Genomic DNA, 15,963 nt, shown 5'->3' on the forward strand with positions numbered 1-15,963 from the left:
TCTACGACTATGGATACCCGTCACCCACCCGTTCGTTTCTCACAGCGTCTGATCAGCTGGATTGTCTGCGGCCTGATGGTCTGGCAGCCGATGGCGCCTGCCGTCGCGGCGGCGCTCACGCCGACCGGGCAGACCACGGTCGATCGGGCGGGGAACGGGGTGCCGGTCGTCAACATCGCCACGCCCAACGGGGCGGGTATCTCGCATAACCAGTTCGGTGAGTATAACGTCGGCAAAGAGGGGCTTATCCTCAACAACGGTACGGACCGTTTAACCCAGACCCAGCTGGGCGGGCTTATCCAGAACAACCCCAACCTGCAGGCCGGGCGGGAAGCGAAAGGCATCATCAACGAAGTCACGGGCGCCAGCCGCTCGCAGCTGCAGGGCTACACGGAAGTTGCCGGTAAAGCAGCAAACGTCATGGTGGCCAACCCGTACGGCATTACCTGTAACGGGTGCGGATTTATCAACACCCCGAACGTCACCCTGACCACGGGGAAACCGCAGTTCGACGCCAGCGGTAACCTGCTGGCGCTGGAGGTGACGAAAGGGGCCATCACGGTTGAAGGCCAGGGGCTGGATGCCAGCAAGAGCGACGCGCTGTCGATTATTGCGCGCGCGACGGAAGTGAACGCCGCGATACACGCGAACGACCTGACGGTGACGGCAGGGGCGAACCGCGTGGGGGCAGACGGCAGCGTCAGGCCGGTTGCCGGTGAGGGCGCCGCGCCCGTGGTGGCCGTGGATACCGGCGCGCTCGGCGGGATGTATGCCAACCGTATCCGCCTGGTCTCCAGCGAGACGGGCGTGGGGGTGAACCTCGGCAACCTCACCGCGCGCCAGGGCGATATTCAGCTGGACGCGGGCGGGAAACTGACGGTCACGAACAGCCTGGCCAGCGGCTCGATTACCGCGAACGGCGCGGGGGTGGCCCTCAGCGGCAGCCATCAGGCCGGGGGGGCGCTGAGCGTGGCCAGCTCGCGGGATGTGGAGCTCAGTAACAGCACGCTCGCCAGCCAGGGCGATATGCGCCTTTCCGCTGCGGGGAAAGTGCAGACGACGGGCGGCGGGACAAACAGCGCGGGCGCGCTGTCGGTGAGCAGCGGGCAGGGGATGACGCTCAGCAATACCTCCCTGGTCTCCCGCGGCGCGGCGACGCTGGACAGTAAAGACACCCTGACCGTCAACGGCGGCGGCGTGTCGGCACAGGGCGGGGCGCTGACCGTCACGAGCAAACAGGGAATGGCGCTTGCGGATGCGACGCTGACGGGTCAGGCCGACACCACGCTGTCCACCGGTGGCAGCCTGACGCAGCGCGGCGGCAGCGTCACCAGCAAAGGCGCGCTCAGCGTGGCGGCCGGGAAGGATATCACCCTGACGAATACCCGCAGCGGGAGCGATACCCGCGCGACGCTCAGCAGCGGCGGCACGCTGTCCTCCACGGCCAGCGCGGTCTCGGCAGGAGAAAATCTGGCCCTGAGCGGCGGGCAAATAGTCCTGGACGAGCAGAGCCGGGCCGATGCCGCGGGCGATGTCCGCCTGACGGGCAGCGCCGTCAGTAATCAGGGGCAGGTGAATGCGGGGCGCGACATTGCGCTCTCCGGCAACAGGGTGTCCAGCAGCGGCCAGCTGGCGGCGAAAGGCCGCCTGGACGTGAACGCGGGAGAGCTGACGAACGGCGGCACGGCGCAGGGTAACGACGTCACCCTGAAGGGGCAGACGGTCACTAACAGCGGTACCCTGCAGAGCGCCGGCAACCTGGCGCTGAGCGCCGGTACCCTGGAGCAGCGGGGCACGCTCAGCGCGAAAGGCAACGCGAACGTCACGGTGCAGCAGGCCCTGCGTAACAGCGGCAGCCTGCTGGCTGACGGGGCGATGAGCGTGACGGCAGACGCGCTTGAGCAGAACGGCACCCTGTCCGGCGCGACGGCGCTGACGGCGCAGGCCGGCACCCTGACCAGCGGTCAGGCGTCCCGCACCACCAGTCAGGGTAACGTACAGATTACCGCGACCCGCAGCGCCAGCCTGAACGGGCAGACGGACGCGGCGGGGGCCTTAACCGTCGTCAGCACCGGCGACCTGACCACCGGCCAGGATGCGCACCTGCAGAGCGGGCAGGGGCTTACCCTGCAGGCGCAGAATGCCGCGCTGAACGGCACGCAGGCGGCGAAAGGCGCTCTGTCGGTGACGGCGGGCACCCTTGCGCACGCCGGGAAATCCACCGGTAACGCGCTGAGTTTTAACGCAACCGGCGACCTGACCAGCGGCGGCGAGCTCACCGCCGGTACCCTCAGCCTCAGCGGAAATAACATCCTTCACTCCGGCGTCGCAAAAGCGGACCGCATGACCCTGACGGCCCCCGGGCGCATCACCAGCAGCGGTACGCTGATTGCCGGTACGCTGGCGCTGGACGGTGCCTCGGTGGAGAACGGCGGGCTGCTGCAGGGAACCATCCTGCTCGACCTGAAGACCGGGTCGCTCACGAACCTCGCCGGCGGGTCGGTCTACAGCGCGCAGGATTTAACGCTGAACGTTCCGGCGCTGGCCAACAGCGGGCTTATCACTACCGACGGCACGCTGCGCATTAAAGGCGACACGCTGACAAACCAGGGTGAAATCAACGGCGTCAGCCTGAGCAGCGACTACCTCAGCCTGACCAACACCGATACCGGACGCCTGCTGGCGGACGACCGGCTCACCCTGAACGGCACTGCGTTTGCTAACGCGGGCAATATTGCGGCCAGCGACCTGCACATCACGGCGAACAGCCTGCAAAACCAGGGCACCGTCGGGGGGGACGCGGCCCTGACGCTCGGCGTGGCAGACCTCACTAACCGGGGCGCGCTGCGCAGCGGCGGAACGCTCACGCTTAACGGTGAAACGCTGGCCAACAGCGGCGAGCTCAGCGCCACCGCGCTGCTGCTGAACCTGACCCGCCAGGCCAGCAACGATGCCGACGGGCGGGTGATTGCCCGGGACGGCCTGACGCTGACCGCCGCCAGCCTGACGAACGGCGGCCTGATGGCCGGTACCGACGCGCAGTTTAACAGCGCGTCGGTGACCAACGGCGGCACGCTGCAGGGGACACACTCCCTCACGGCGACCGGGACACAGCTCAGCAACCAGCAGGCGGGCATGCTGCTCTCCGGCGGCGCGCTCGGCCTGCACCACACCACCCTGAACAACGCCGGGCTGCTGCAGGGCAACACCCTGAACCTGGCCACCGGCGAGTGGATGAATACAGGCAACGCGCTGGGGGAAGCGGGCGTGACGGCGGCGGTGACCGGCACGCTGACCAACAGCGGCAAGGTGCTCAGCCAGCAGGCGCTGGACGTCCAGGCCGGCAGGACCGATAACCGGGGCCAGCTGCTGGCGAAAGTGCTGACCCTGCGGGGCGACCTGCAGAACAGCGGCCTGCTTCAGGGCAGCAGCACGCTGGCCTGGTCCGGGAATACCTTCACGAACCAGCCTCAGGGCCAGGTGACGGGCGGCGAGACCCTGACGCTCAGCGGACAAACGCTGAGCAACGCGGGCAGCCTGCAGGGGCGCAGCGCGACGCTTGACGCCGGGAGCCTGAATAACCAGGGCAGCGTTCAGGCGCTGGACGCCCTGACGCTTTCCGCGACCGGCAGGCTGGATAACACCGGCGCCCTGCTCAGCCAGAACCTGTTCACGCTGACGGCGGCGCAGCTGTTCAGCGACGGCCAGCTGGCCGGGAAGGCGCTGACGGTGAACGCCGCGCAGCTGACCAACACCGGCATGCTGCAGGGCAACGACACGCTGGCGCTGACCACCCGCGCGCTGAGCAACGGCGCCACCGGGCAGCTGATTAGCGGCAGTTCTCTGGACCTGTCCCTCGACACGCTCGATAACGCCGGCCTGCTGCTGGTGAACGGCGGGTTTACCCTGCGGGGCAGCGACCTGACGAACCGGGGCGATATTCAGGCGCAGAGCCTGGATTTGGGCCTGAGCAGTGCCCTGACCAGCACGGGGAACATCGTTGCCACCGGAGATGCCGCGCTTCACGCGACGACGCTGACCAGCAGCGGCACGGTGGCGGGCAAAACGCTGACAGCTGGCGCGACGGAGCTGCGCAACAGTGGCCTGATGCAGGGCAGCAGCGCGGTTAACGCCGCCGCTGACCGCTTTATCAACGAGCAGAACGGCAAATGGCTCTCCGGCGGCGGCTTCACGCTGACGGGGGGAGAGCTGACGAACGCCGGTACGCTGCAGGGCGCGACGCTGGGCATGACCGGCACCACCCTCACCAACAGCGGCACGGTGAACGGGCAGACGGGACTCAGCGGCACGCTCGGCGGGGCGTTAACCAATACCGGGCTGCTGCAGAGCGGCGGCACGACCGCCTTCACCGCGGATACCCTGGCGAACCCGGGGCGCATCACGGGCGGTACGCTGTCCCTCACCGCCCGCGAGATGAACAACGGCGGGCTGATGCAGGGAACGAACGGCCTGGCGCTCACCGGCACCGCGCTGACCACGGGCGCGGCCTCGCGCACCCTCTCCGGCGGCATGCTGACGCTGGATGCAGGCCAGCTGACCACCCAGGGCACGCTGCAGGGGAACGGCGCGGACATCCGCGCCAGCGACTGGACGCACGGCGGGTCCCTGCTCAGCCAGGGAGCGCTGACGGCCACGACCGGCGGCACGCTGACCTCAGCCGGCTCGCTGATGAGCCAGGGGCGGGCGGATATCACCGCACAGACGCTGGATAACCGCGGGCAGCTCCTCAGCGAGGGGGATGTGACGCTCGGCGGCAGCACGCTTAAAAACAGCGGCACCGTGCAGGGGAACACCCTCGCGCTGCACCAGGACAGCATTAACAACCAGGGCACGCTGACCGGCCTGCAGAGCCTGACCGTTCAGGGGGAGCAGCGGCTGATGGCGCGCATGGCGATGGCCGCGCCGCAGCAGGCGCTGATTAACGGCGCAGGCGGCAGGCTTCTCACTCAGGGCGCGCTGACGATTGCGTCCGGCGCGGTGACCAACGCCGGCAGCTGGCAGGCGCAGAACATCCTGCTTAACGCGCAGTCGCTCACCAACAGCGGCACGGTGCAGAGCGCCGACGGGCTGCAGATGACGCTGGCCGACACGCTCACCGGAACCGCGGGCAGTAAGATCACCGCGCTGGGTGCGGCGACGCTGCAGGCCGCCACGCTGGCGAACCAGGGGCAGTGGGCGGCGAAAAACCTGACGCTGACGGGCGGCACGCTCAGCAACAGCGGCGCCATCAGCGGCGTGAATGGCCTGACCCTCAGCCAGACCGGCGCGGTCAGCCAGCAGTCGACCGGCACCCTGCTCTCCGGCGGGGCGCTGAACGTCACGGCGGCCTCCGTCACCAGCGACGGCAAAATGCAGGGGGGCACGCTCGGCATCACCACCGGGGCGCTCACTAACGGCGGACGTCTGCAGGGCGATAACGGCGCGACGCTGGCCCTCAGCGGGACGCTGACCAACAGCAGCGGAGGCGAAATCGTCAGCCGCGATGCGCTGACGCTGACCACGCCCGCGCTGTTTAACTACGGCCTGATCCAGGGTGGCGGCGAGACGCGCGTGACAGCCTCCTCGCAGGCGCGTAACGACGGCAGGCTGCTCTCCGGCGCGCGCCTGACGCTCGGCACGCCGCAGTTCACCGGCACCGGCTGGCTGCAGGCCACCGACCTGATACTCAATGCGGCAAACGCCACCAACGGCGGCACGTGGGTGGCCGACCGGGCCACGCTGACCGGCACCAGTTTCGCCAGCCAGGGCACCACCCAGGCGGGGCAGCTGACGGTTAACTACGGCCAGCTGAACAACAGCGGCACGCTGCTCGGCAACGCGCAGCTGAACATTAATGCCAACCAGGTAACCCAGAGCGCGGGCGGCAGGCTGCTGAGCGGCGGCAACCTGTGGCTGCAGAGCCGGGGGCTGGACCTGACCGGCCAGCTGGTGTCCCTGGGGGACTTAACGCTGCAGCTGACGAACGCGTTTACCAGCCGGACCGCCGTGGCGGCAGGCCGAACCCTGACCATCAGCAGCGGCGGCGACATCGATAACCGCAGCGTGCTGCAGGGGCAGGCGGTCAGCCTGAACGCGGGCGGGCAGCTCAGCAACAACGGACAAATCACCACCGGCAGCGGCACCAGCACGCTCTCCGGCAGCAGCGTGGCGCTGAACGCCGCGGGCTCGGTGCAGGGCGGGGGCGACATCACCGTGGCCAGCCGGAGCAATATTACCGTCGACGGCTTCACCGGCACGCGCGGCTCGCTGACCCTCAGCGCGCCGGGCGCCATCGTCAACACCGCGCTGATGTACGCGGCGAATAACCTGGCGCTGTTTGCCGACAGCATCACCAACCGGCGCGGCGACATCATGGCGGGAAACAACCTGTGGATGCAGCGGGATGCGACGGGGAATGCGAACAGCCAGGTGGTGAACACGTCGGGGAATATTGAGACGCAGGGTGGGGATATTGCGATCGGAACGGGGCATTTGCTGAATGAACGAGATGATATGGAGTCGAGCGGTAATACGCAAACTTTGACCAATCCTGCTTACGTCGGAACGGCATCATATCAGATATCTCTGGATGACATGCCAAAACTCAATTACGACATAGTTTATACCCGTACTGACGTATGGGTTGGCAGTTGCGGGCCTACGGGCGCATGTACTATGGATGAACCTTTTTACAGGAAATCCTACAAACTTACCGACACAGGAAAAACTCAGCGTTTTGCTATCTCCCGTACAACGATGGACATTTCAGGGAATAGTGCGGCAGGTCGTATTGCTTCAGGTAAAAACCTGAACATAAACGCCGCTACGCTAGATAACAATGCAAGTAACATTCTGGCAAATAGTAATGTCGCGTTAAGTGGAAACGTGCTTAATAACAATAGCTATCAGTCTGGTGGTTATACAGACTATCTGGTTTACTCATCCTCTTATGTTGGCGCGGGTGGTGCACTCTACACGCTGACTGGTCAGGAGCGGGTGCAGGATGAAGGAGGCGCTATTATTCGCGCCGTCATCCAGGCGGGCGGCAACGTCACCGCAAACTTCACCAGCAACATCAGCAACACTAATACCACCGCTAACGCGGGCGGCGTCAGCAACGTTATCTCCACCCCGTCGCTGAACACCCTCAGCAACCAGACCATCGGCAGCGGCGTGCAAAAACAGGGGCTGAACGCTACCGGCACCGTGGCGGTGAACTCGCCGCAGTGGAACGATCGGCTCCAGGGTGCGCTGCAGCAGCTTAACGGCGGCGGCGCGCTGGAAAACGGCGGCGCGTCCGGCACGCCTCTCAGCAACATTGGCACCACGCAGAAAGGCAACGCGAACCTCGGCCAGTTGGGCGCGCTGGCGAACGCCGGGGTCACCACCGCCGATCTCCGAACCGCTCAGGGCGGCGCCGTCGGGCACTATCAGGGCCAGCGCGTCGATACCAGCGCTTACCCGCTGCCGTCGGGCAACAACGGCTATTTTGTCTTCTCCGACAACCCGAAAAGCCCGTACCTGATCGGCATCAACCCGAAACTGAACGGTCTCGGACAGCTTGATCCCGCCCTGTTTGCCGACCTGAACGCGATGCTCGGGATCAAACCGTCGTCCACTGCGCCGCAGGAGACGCGGCTGGCGTTTACGGACGAGAAGCAGTTCCTCGGCTCGTCTTACATGCTGGGCCGCCTCAACCTGAACCCGGACTACGATTACCGCTTCCTCGGCGATGCGGCGTTCGATACCCGCTACGTTTCCAACGTGGTGCTCAACCAGACCGGTAACCGTTACCTGAACGGTATCGGCTCCGATCTGGATCAGATGCGCTACCTGATGGACAACGCCGCGGCGGCGCAGCAGTCGCTGGGCCTGCAGTTTGGCGTCTCGCTGACCGCCGATCAGATTGCCGCGCTCGACCACAGCCTGCTGTGGTGGGAGAAAGCCACCGTCAACGGCGAAACGGTGATGGTGCCGAAACTCTACCTGTCGCCGAAGGACGTCACCGTCAACAACGGCAGCGTGATCGCGGGCAACAACGTCACCCTGAAGGGCGGCAGCATCACCAACGGCGGCAGCTCGCTGCTGGCGAAAAACAGCCTGACGCTCGACAGCCAGAACAGCATCAGCAACCTCAGCAACGGCCTGATGAAAGCGGGCGGTGACCTGAACCTGAGCGCCATCGGCGATATCAATAACATCAGCTCCACCATCAGCGGCAAAACGGTCGCGCTGGAGAGCCTGGACGGCAGCATCAACAACCTGACTCAGGTTGAGCAGATTGATATCAACGCCGGCGGGAAGTATGGCAACATCGGCCTGAAAGACACCCTGCTGGGCAACACGGCATCGATTACCGCGCAGGATGGTCTGTCCCTTGAGGCGGGAAAAAACATCACCGTTACCGGGGCGAACCTGGCCTCCGGCGGCGATATGCTGCTGAACGCGTGGGGCGATATTGCCGTCAACGCGAACCAGATCAACGACGCGTACAGCTCCAGCCGGGCGAAAACCAGCCGTTCGTCCGTCACGTATCAGGGCAGTAACGTCACCGCGGGCGGTAACCTGCTGGTGAATGCCGGGCACAATCTTGACGTGACCGCCAGCGACCTGAAGGCGGGCGGCAGCGCGGGGCTGAGCGCGGGCAACGACCTGAACCTGAACGCAGAGCAAACCAGCGAAAGCAGCCGTAAAGGGAAAAGCGAGTCCCACAGCACCGGGCTTGACCGCACCACGATTTCCGCAGGCGATAACCTGGTCCTGAAGGCCGGGCAGGATATCAACGCTCAGGCCGCCGCGCTGGCGGCGGAGAAAAGCGTCGGGCTGCAGGCGGGTCGCGACGTGAATCTGGCTGCGGAAGAGACCACGCAGGGCGACAGCTATAGGTCAGGCAAGAAAACCGTCATCAACGAGTCCGTACGTCAGCAGGGAACCGAGATCGCCAGCGGGGCGAATACCCAAATCCTCGCCGGGCGCGATGTCACCACCGAAGCCGCGCAGGTGACGGCGAAGGGCGATATCGGCGTGGCGGCAGGCCGAGACGTCAATCTCAATACCGCAACCGAAAGCGACTATCACTACAAAGAGCAGACCAAAACCAAAAAAGGGTTCCTGAGCAAGAAAACCACCCACACCATCGAGGAGAACAGCGCGACGCGTGAATCCGGCTCTTTGCTGAGCGGCGACAACGTGCAGGTGGTTGCGGGCAATAACCTGTTGGTGTCAGGCTCCGCCATCGCGGGCGATGGCGACGTGAAGCTCAAGGCAGGCAACAACGTCGATATCGTGGCGGCCACGAACAGCGATACCTCCTGGCGCTTTAAGGAAGAGAAAAAATCCGGTCTGATGGGCTCGGGCGGGATTGGCTTCACCATCGGCAGCAGCAAAAGCACGCACGATCTCCGTGAGAAGGGTACCACCCAGAGTCAGAGCTTCAGTACGGTGGGTTCGACGGGGGGGAGCGTTGATATCGCCGCCGGTAATCAGCTGCATGTGGGCGGCGCGGACCTGGTGGCTGGCAAAAATATGGCGCTCACCGGTGACAGCGTGGTGATCGAGCCGGGTCATGACAAACGCGCCCGCGATGAGAAGTTTGAACAAAAATCCAGTGGCCTGACGGTGGCTCTGTCTGGCGTAGTGGGTAGCGCAATCAACAGCGCTGTTACCACTGCACAGGAGGCGTCTAAAGAAAGTGATGGACGTCTGGCTGCCCTGCAGGCAACGAAAGCGACACTTTCGGGCGTACAGGCAGCGCAGGGAGCGGTTGTTGCCCAGCAGACTGGCGATCCGGCGAACGGATTTGGTGTCAGCCTCTCTCTGACTAGCCAGAAATCGAAATCTCAGCAGCATGCCGAGAGCGACACGGTAGCGGGCAGCACGATCAATGCCGGAAACGATCTTTCCATTACCGCCACGGGCAAAGGTAAGAGTGCGAATAGTGGCGATATCCTGATCGGCGGTAGTCAGCTGAAAGCGGGCGGTGACGCCGCGCTGAATGCTGAAAACGACATCCTGCTGACGGGAGCGGCCAACACGCAGAAAACCACCGGCAAAAACAGCAGCAGTGGTGGTGGTTTGGGCGTAAGTATTGGGGGCGGCAGCGGCGGGATGGGGATCAGTGTCTTCGCCAATGTGAATGCGTCAAAAGGTAATGAAAAAGGTAACGGCACCGCCTGGACCGAAACCACGCTGGACAGCGGCGGCACGGTCTCCATGACCAGCGGTAGAGATGCCATTCTGAACGGGGCGCAGGTCAACGGTGAGAAGATTGTCGCTGATATTGGCCGCGATCTTTTGGTGAGTAGTCAGCAGGACAATAATGATTACAAATCTAAGCAGACCAGCTTAGCGGCGGGCGGCAGCTTCACCTTCGGCAGTATGACTGGCTCCGGTTACATCAGTGCCAGTCAGGACAAGATGAAGAGCACGTACGACTCCGTTCAAGAGCAGACGGGGTTGTTTGCCGGTAATGGTGGATTTGACGTCACGGTTGGCCGTCATACGCAGCTGGATGGCGCGGCTATTGCCTCCACGGCGACAGCTGACAAAAATTCGTTGGACACGGGAACGCTGGGCTTTAGCGACCTTCACAACGAGGCGGATTATAAGGTCAGCCATACGGGTGTGAGCCTCAGTGGGAGCGGTAGTTTTGGCGATACGTTTAAAGGCAAAATGCCGGGCGGCATGATTTCAGGCGCAAGCCACAGCGGTCATGCGGAAGGTACCACCCAGGCAGCGGTGGCTGACGGCACCATTATCGTTCGCGATCGGGATAATCAGAAGCAGGATGTGGCAAACCTGAGCCGCGATACCGAACATGCTAATGACAACATCAGCCCAATCTTCGACAAGGAGAAAGAGCAAAATCGCCTGAAAGCAGTCGGGCTTATCAGTGATATCGGCAGCCAGGCGGCGGATATCGCGCGGACACAGGGAGCGATAGCGGCACGGAATGCCATGACCGATCCAGAGGCGCTGAAGGCGGCCAAAGAGAAGCTGAAATCGGAAGGTAATGCTAACCCAAGTGATAAGCAAATCGTGAATCAGGCTGGCCAGACGGCAATGGAGAAGTACGGTACAGGCAGCGATATTCAGCGCGGTATTCAGGCGGCAACGGCGGCACTTCAGGGCCTGGCGGGCGGTAATATTGCGGGTGCCTTGGCAGGCGCGTCGGCGCCTGAGCTGGCGCATCTGCTTAAAGCAACCGAAGGCGATCCAACCGTCAATACCGTTGCGCACGCAATTCTGGGCGGCGCGGTGGCGGCTCTTCAGGGTAACAGCGCCGCTGCGGGAGCTGCAGGGGCGGCAACGGGCGAGCTAGCTGCGCATGCTATAGCCAGCCTGCTCTATCCGGATGTTAAAGACCTGTCGAAACTGAGCGAAGATCAAAAGCAGACGGTCATTACTTTGGCATCAATATCGGCGGGGATGGCTGGAGGAATTGCGGGGAATAAGACGGTCTCGACAGCAACGGGTGCACAAAGCGGGAAGAATGCGGCTGAGAATAATGCCAATTCTTTCCCTCTACCTGATGGTCTGGCCAAATATATGACTTCTGCAGGCTCATTGAACAATTATGCGGAAGCCAAAGGTGCATCTGCGGATGAAAAGCAGGCCATGATGAATAAGCTGGCAAAAGGAGACTTGCCTGAAAATCAGCAACCCGCTACCGGGCTGGTTAAAGCATGGGGTGCGGGTATGTCAAGTGTAGTTGCTCCAGCACTATTACCTGGAGCGGCAACGGCAGGATCCGTCGTGGCTTCTGGAATGATTGGTGGCACAGCAAATGTGTGGTCTCAATTAAACACTAATGAACCCTTCAGCGTAACCGACGCACTTATAGCAACAGGGGTTAGTGGATTAACACAAGGTCGTGGGTTCTGGTTTACAGAAGGTGCGAGTATGGCTGGTGCTTATGCGGGGGCTGTGTTGCAAGGGAAAGATCCGCTTGCTCCAACTGTTGGCGCAGGATTTGGAACTTTAGCGGGGGCGGGAATAGGTAAGGGATATGAGAAATTGCAAAATTACTTCCCGCAATATTCTTTGCCAAAATATACTAGTACTATTACCGAAGCTGTTGGTTCCGAATTTATTGGTAGCTACGCCCAAGCTTTAACTGAAAAACTACAAAAAAACCAGAGTAGCAATAAATGATGATTAATCCGCGACTAAAACTTTTCTTATTACTGGTATTACTCTGGATGTCAGGTCTCTTTATCACTATGGCTGCAGGCCGTCTGCTAATTGCAGCGGCCTCGTATCTCTTCCTTAATGATTTTGATTTCAAGTGGAGCGACTTGATTACTGCGCTCAAAATCTCTGTAGGCGCAGGGTTCATCATTGGAGGGGGGCAGTCCCTGCAGGTGAAAGAGAAAAAATGAAAATTTCATTTTACTGGGCTTTAAAAGAAGAGAATGCGGCCTACCCCAGCCTCTCCACCCTCGTCTCCCCCTCCGCCATAGACAGCTGATACAGCGAAAACGATCGCTGCTTCTCAATCAACTGCGCCAGCTCCGGCGAGTGGCTGGTGAGCCAGATCTGCGAGTAGCGGCTGGCCTCGGCGATTAAGCTCGCCAGGGCGGGCAGCATCTGCGGGTGCAGGCTGTTTTCCGGTTCGTTCAGCGCGATAAACGCCGGTGGGCGCGGGCTTAGCAGCGCCACCGCCAGGCACAGGAAGCGCAGGGTGCCGTCGGAGAACTCCGCCGGTTCCAGCGGCCTGCTCAGACCCTCGCGCTGCATCATCATGCGAAAACGTCCGCCGGTGTTGTCGCTGTAAAACACGCAGCCGGGGAAGGCCTGGTCGAGGATGCGCATCAGCAGCAGCTCGTCGCCAATCTCGACGATGGTCTGAAACGCGGCCGCCAGGTTAGCGCCGTCGCTGGCCAGCACCGGAGAGCGGAAGCCGACCTGCGGAGCCCGCATTGCCGAGCCGATTGATACAGAAAACTCATGATAAAATCGCCAGTTACGCAGGGATTCGCGCATCTGCGACACTTCCGGGTAAAGATGCGGCTCGCCGAGCTGTCCGAATACCGATTCGTTCTCGTACAGCGTTCCGCTGTGGGTGACTTTCTCGTGATGCACGTTATTCAGAAACACCGCCTGGTTCTTACGCTTCATCAACTGTGACGAAGGACGACGGTGCTGGCCGCTCAGCCAGATGGACTCCTCTTTGATCACCGGGTCGAGCTGAAATTGCGAGGGATAGGGCAGCTTCTCCACAAACCCGACCTGCAGCTCGTATTCGTAGGCCTCTGTTTCTACCGCGAGGTTCATCCGCCGCAGCTGGTCGCTGCGGGTTTTGCCTGCCCAGAACACCTTCAGAATGCCGCCCTCGTTCGCCAGCGCCTGGGAAAACTGCCCCTGAGCGGCGCTGTGCATCAGGTGTATCGCCTTGTAGATATTGGATTTCCCGGTACCGTTCGGGCCGAAGACGATGTTGAGCTGCTCAAGCTCCAGCGACATGTCGCGGATGGAGCGGTAGTTTTGAATGTGCAGGGTGTGGATCACAGGCAGGCCCCTTTCGCAGAATAAGCCTGTATATAATCACAGCCTTTGAGATGAAATGCAAAAAAGAGACGACAGTGAGGATGTCGTCTAAACGGGGTACTGCTTTGGGCCTCTACGGGTCAATGGGGCCTTCGCATTTTTATGATCACTTGACTGCCAGACGCAGACCCAAATCATCAGGATAGGGATCAAAGTAGTTTTGCGTCATCAGATACCGGTCGGGGTATTCGGCCAGGTAGTGCTTCAGCAGCGTGATCGGGGCGAGGATTGGCAACTGTCCGTTGCGATAGTGCAGGATCACGTCGCGCAGCTCGCCGCGCTGGCGGGTGTTCAGCTGGTTACGAAAATACCCCTGAATATGCATCAGCACGTTGGTGTGATTCTTACGCGAAGCGGGTTTTTTCAGGATGGTCATCAGCTTTTCCCGGTACGCCACAAAGAAGGCGTCCAGGTCTTCCCACTCGTGCAGCGAGGCAACGAACGGGCCGATTTCTCTGTAACCCGCCTGATGGTGCGCCAGCAGCTGGAGCTTATAGCGGCTGTGGAAATCCAGCAGCGCGCGGCGCGTGAGGCCATTTTTACGCAGCGTGTTCAGTTCGTGCAGGGCAAAAACACGTTCGACGAAATTTTCCCGCAGCACCGGGTCGTGCAGGCGTCCGTCCTCTTCCACGGGCAGCCACGGCCAGGTTTCAAGGAGGGCAGCGGTGAACAGCCCGACCCCCTCCTTGCGGCCCCGGTTGCCGTTTTCATCGTACAGCCGCACGCGTTCCAGGCCGCAGCTTGGGGATTTTGCACAGACGATAAATCCCGACAGATCGCCGATTTTTGGCAGATAGTCCGCCGTAAAGTCGGCCATTTTCTGCGTGAGGTCATCATGAGGCGGCTTGCTAAAACGGAGCTGCGTTTCGCCGCTTTCCGTCAGCGTCAGGCGTATGGCCGGGCGAGGCGTCGGCAGACCGATGGCCATCTCCGGGCAGACGGGCCTGAAATTCACCCACTGGGCCAGCTCATCCATGACGAAGCCCATACGCTTGTGTCCGCCGTCAAAGCGAACGGCGGATCCGGTCAAACATCCGCTAATACCCAGCACTGGTTTCGTCGTCATGGTGTAGTCCTCCCGTTCATATAATTAAAACTTACACAACATGACTAATTTGTCCAAGTATTCGCGGAACTATTTTTTTTATTCCTTTAGAATCAATGCGCCTTAGCTGCCCTTATAGGTCGAGTAACCGTACTGGCTCAGCAGAAGCGGGATGTGCAGCTTCTCGTTGGTGCGGGTCACGGTAAACAGCACCGGGATCTCCGGGAAGAAGGAGTCCAGTTTTTTGACGTGGAAGTACTCTGCGGTTTTGAAGGTCACTTTATACACGCCAGGCTGCATGTCCTGGTCCTGCGGATAGAGTGATTTGATGCGTCCGTCCTGGTCAGTTTTACCGCTGGCTATCGGGGTCCATTTGTCCTGCTGCTGCTTTTCCAGCGTGACGGTGACGCCCGGTGGAGGCGTGCCGGTTTGCTGGTCGAGGATGTGTACGCTCAGGGTGCCGGCCGGGGCGGCGCTAAAGGCGGCAGGGGTAAAGGCCATCGCGGCCAGCATCAGCAGAGGGGCAGTTTTTTTCATGGTATTTTCCTGTGGAGTTATACGTCACAGGAAAACGTTAGCATCTGCGGCGCGGGAAAATATTCAACTTTTCGTGAAGATTCCCGCAGGAGAAAATGATCAGAGGATAATTACTTCAAGCGATACCTGCTGCTGCCACTGCTCCACCTGCTTTTTCCGCGCGGCGGTGAGCTTGCCGCTGGTGACCAGAAGCCATTTACGCTCCGGGAAAATTTCCGGCGCCAGCGCGTCAGGCGGAACCGGCAGGATGTCGATGCGGTGGCCCTGGCCGGTGCGCGTTAGGGCTTCGAGCCAGATCTCGCACGGGTCGTTCAGGTGCCAGCCGCTGAGCAGAATATTATCGCCCGGCGCTTTTTTATCGCCTTCGAGGCAAAACGAGGTGTAGGCCATGATGATGCCGTCGAGGATCGCGCGCAGGGTCATGGCGGCGGCGACGTTGGCCGAGACCTGGCTGCGCAGCGGGCGCAGCACGTTCGCGACCAGCTCTGGCCTTGGGTACTCGCGTCCGGCGTCGTAAATCATCTGGCGCAGAGACTCAACTTTGCCGTCCTGCAGGCGTTGCAGCATGTTCTGCTGCAGGGTTTGCCAGTTGTTGGTCCGCCCGGGCGTCGGGCGTTCCAGCAGCGGTTTGACCTGGCCGATCGGGACGCCTTTTTTTACCCAGTCGAGGATTTTGAGCGCCTGCTGGACGTCCTCATCGCTGTACTGGCGGTGGCCGCCTTCCGTGCGCTGTGGCTTGAGTAAACCGTAGCGACGCTGCCACGCCCGCAGGGTGGTGGCGGTGATGCCGCTGAGTCTGGCGAATTCGCCGATGGAGTAAGCCATGTCCGTGT

General features: G+C 61.7%; 6 protein-coding genes. 2 read left to right on the top strand and 4 right to left on the bottom strand.

Annotated features, from left to right (window positions below):
• The first annotated feature begins 9 nt into the window (after nucleotides 1-9).
• Entirely contained in the window at nucleotides 10-12,153 is a 12,144-nt protein-coding gene (locus ACW9E7_RS20815; RefSeq protein WP_458728301.1) for a hemagglutinin repeat-containing protein, read from the top strand.
• Nucleotides 12,150-12,380, top strand: coding sequence for a hypothetical protein (locus ACW9E7_RS20820; RefSeq protein ID WP_047651828.1), 231 nt, complete (start codon nucleotides 12,150-12,152; stop codon nucleotides 12,378-12,380). Before ACW9E7_RS20815 ends, ACW9E7_RS20820 begins: the two co-directional genes overlap by 4 nt.
• Before the next feature lie 40 nt (nucleotides 12,381-12,420).
• On the opposite strand, the gene ACW9E7_RS20825 is transcribed toward ACW9E7_RS20820, so the two are convergent.
• From ACW9E7_RS20825 to ACW9E7_RS20840, 4 genes are all read right to left on the bottom strand, one after another.
• The gene (locus tag ACW9E7_RS20825) at nucleotides 12,421-13,509 is read right to left on the bottom strand and encodes an AAA family ATPase (protein WP_458728302.1); all 1,089 of its coding nucleotides are present in this window, start codon (nucleotides 13,507-13,509) and stop codon (nucleotides 12,421-12,423) included.
• Between the two features lie 145 nt (nucleotides 13,510-13,654).
• Complete coding sequence (locus ACW9E7_RS20830; protein WP_111964276.1) at nucleotides 13,655-14,614, bottom strand: YbgA family protein; 960 nt, start codon at nucleotides 14,612-14,614, stop codon at nucleotides 13,655-13,657.
• A 102-nt stretch (nucleotides 14,615-14,716) separates the two neighbouring features.
• A complete protein-coding gene (uraH, locus tag ACW9E7_RS20835; protein WP_458728303.1) occupies nucleotides 14,717-15,130 on the bottom strand; it encodes a hydroxyisourate hydrolase in 414 nt (137 codons plus the stop codon).
• 99 nt (nucleotides 15,131-15,229) lie between these two features.
• Nucleotides 15,230-15,955 carry a MerR family transcriptional regulator gene (locus ACW9E7_RS20840; RefSeq protein WP_111964278.1) on the bottom strand — a complete coding sequence of 242 codons (726 nt, stop codon included), beginning with the start codon at nucleotides 15,953-15,955 and terminating at the stop codon, nucleotides 15,230-15,232.
• Between the last annotated feature and the right edge of the window lie 8 nt (nucleotides 15,956-15,963).

The organism is Enterobacter sp. H2G27, from assembly GCF_054403075.1.